Below are 2,339 nucleotides of genomic sequence, written 5' to 3'. Positions count from 1 at the left end.
GAAAATCTACTTATTTTCTTGCTGAGGGTGTTCCAAAAGCTGCTTTTGGGACAGCTCCTTATTTACGCTACTCCTTCCAAGCCTGCGGATGATTGTCGCTCAGCAGCTCCGCTGCCGCGGCGTTAGCTTCAACCTGCTCCGGCGTCTTGCAGCCCGGAATGACGGTTGTCACGGCCGGATGCTTCAGGCACCAGGCGAGCGCCCACTTGGCCATGTCCATGCCTTCCGGCACCTCGTTCTCGCGGATTCGGGCGACTTCCTCCAGCTTGAGCCGCGTCTGCTCCTGATCGTGCCGATGCCGCACGTCGTTGGAAGCGAACTGCGCGCCCGGCTTGTACTTGCCGCTCAGATAACCGCTTGCCAGCGGTACGCGCGCGAGGACGCCAAGGTTTTGCTCGATGCAGGATGGGAACACGCTCTCCTCCGGCTGGCGCTCCAAGCGGTTGTACACGACTTGAATCGCCTCCGACCCGACCTTCGTGGAAGCGGACGTCTGATGGATATTGCTGTTGCTGCCGATCGAGATGCCGAGGTGGCGGATGCGGCCCGCCTGCTTCGCCTTGTCCAGCATCGTCCACAGCTCGTCATTATCGAACTGCTCGTCCGAGCCGGAATGGAACTGATACAGGTCGATATAATCGGTGCGCAGCGACTTGAGCGAATCTTCTAGCTGCTTCCGGACGTCGTCCGCCGACCACCGCTGGTCCCGCTCGAAATTTTCCTTGAAATGATGCCCGAACTTCGTCGCCAGCACCCACCGGCTGCGGTCGCGGCGGCTCAAGTAATCGCCGATGAACGTCTCGGACAAATGGTCGCCGTAGCATTCCGCCGTGTCGATCAGGTTGATGCCAAGCTCCTGCGCCCGATCGAGTATAGCGTCCGCCTCGCTTTGCGTATAGGTTACGCCCCACTCGCCGCCGAACTGCCACGTACCGACGCCGATGACGGACACCTTCAGATTCGTGCTCCCTAATTTGCGGAATTTCATAAAGGGGATCACTCCTTCGCATAAGATCTAAAGTCATCATAGCAAGCCGATGCACCGCTTACAAATTTTTCTTAGAGGCAAAGACAGGTTCTATTAAAATTTACAATTTTGATTTCGTGATATACGATGAAGAAGCTTACCGGTAAGGTTTCGGAAATCGGAAGGAGCGAAGATATTGATTAAAAGCCTGGATCATTTCGTTCTGACAGTGAAAAGCCTCGAAAAGACCATACAATTCTATACAAGCGTTCTTGGAATGAAAGAAGAGACCTTCGGAAATGGACGAAAAGCATTGCGATTTGGCAATCAAAAAATAAATTTGCATGAAGCCGGCCATGAATTTGAACCGAAAGCCTTGAATCCGCTGCCCGGCTCCGCCGACTTATGCTTTATTACTGAAATGGATATGGAAGACGTCATGAACCGGTTGCGCAAGAACGGTATAGAGATTGAAGAGGGACCAGTGAATCGAACGGGGGCGCTGGGGCCCATCGTATCCGTATATGTCCGTGATCCGGATAACAATCTCATTGAGTTGTCTCAGTATCTCAATTAGCTCGGTTTGATGAGGTCGTTGTTTTCATAGATCTGGCCTCTTTCTGTTCGATAGGCACCTTACAAATTTTATGTGGTTTTAAGGTAATTGCCTGCCCGGTGCGGTATGGTAGAGACACTGGGAAAGGGGGGCTGCTGATTATGATGATTAAAAAATGGATCCGCGAATGGGTGCCCTCGCTGGCGATCGCCGCGGCTATTTCGCTGTTCGTCAATTCGTACGTCGCCCAGGCCATGCAGGTGCCGACCGGTTCGATGCTGCCGACGATTCAAATCGGCGACCGGCTGCTCGTCGAGAAGATGGTGCAGTGGACGGACTTTGAGCATGGCGATATCGTCGTGTTCTGGCCGCCGATCGAAGGGAACGCCGAGCGCTACGTCAAGCGTCTCATCGGACTTCCCGGCGATACGATCGAGGTCAAGGACGGCGCGCTGTACAGGAACGGCGACAAGGTGGACGAGCCGTACGTAACGGAACGGATGGCGTACAATTTCGGGCCGGTCACGGTTCCGGAGGACCACTATTTGTTCCTCGGAGACAACCGCAATAACAGCCTGGATTCCCATCTCTGGAAGACGCCGTTCGTGCATAAGAAGGATATCATCGGCAAAGCCGTGTTCCGCATGTTCCCGTTCGATCATATGGGGACCGTCTCCTGATCTGGTAATAACGTTTCCTTGTTGGCTGTGAGTATGTATGGTACATTTGGGTTGCCATTTTCAACATTTCCTCCAGTTAGTGTAAAATCTCCGTGGGTGTAGGAATTGGAAAAAGCGGATATAGAAAAAGAGCTTC

The 2,339-nt window shown here is 53.4% G+C and carries 3 protein-coding genes; 2 read left to right on the top strand and 1 reads right to left on the bottom strand.

The window, feature by feature from the left end; translation table 11 throughout:
• Positions 1 to 67: 67 nt before the first annotated feature.
• Positions 68 to 988, bottom strand: coding sequence for an aldo/keto reductase (locus ACFFK0_RS01345; protein ID WP_377467880.1), 921 nt, complete (start codon positions 986 to 988; stop codon positions 68 to 70).
• A 175-nt stretch (positions 989 to 1,163) separates the two neighbouring features.
• Between ACFFK0_RS01345 and ACFFK0_RS01340 the strand changes: the two genes are divergently transcribed.
• Together ACFFK0_RS01340 and lepB are read left to right on the top strand one after the other, a co-directional pair.
• The gene (locus tag ACFFK0_RS01340) at positions 1,164 to 1,544 is read left to right on the top strand and encodes a VOC family protein (protein ID WP_377467878.1); all 381 of its coding nucleotides are present in this window, start codon (positions 1,164 to 1,166) and stop codon (positions 1,542 to 1,544) included.
• A 140-nt stretch (positions 1,545 to 1,684) separates the two neighbouring features.
• Positions 1,685 to 2,203, top strand: a complete 519-nt coding sequence (gene lepB, locus ACFFK0_RS01335; RefSeq protein WP_377467876.1) for a signal peptidase I — start codon at positions 1,685 to 1,687, stop codon at positions 2,201 to 2,203.
• Positions 2,204 to 2,339: the final 136 nt, after the last annotated feature.

It is taken from the genome of Paenibacillus chartarius, assembly GCF_042432825.1.
Taxonomy (GTDB): Bacteria; Bacillota; Bacilli; order Paenibacillales; family NBRC-103111; genus Gordoniibacillus; species Gordoniibacillus chartarius.
The sequence above is the reverse complement of the archived record's forward strand: the minus strand, read 5'-3'. Positions and strand labels throughout refer to the sequence as shown.

Bases quoted from the DNA above. Each gene is read 5' to 3' on its own strand.
- ACFFK0_RS01345 (WP_377467880.1), bottom strand. From the start codon at position 988: ATGAAATTCCGCAAATTAGGGAGCACGAATCTGAAGGTGTCCGTCATC.
- lepB (WP_377467876.1), top strand. From the start codon at position 1,685: ATGATGATTAAAAAATGGATCCGCGAATGGGTGCCCTCGCTGGCGATC.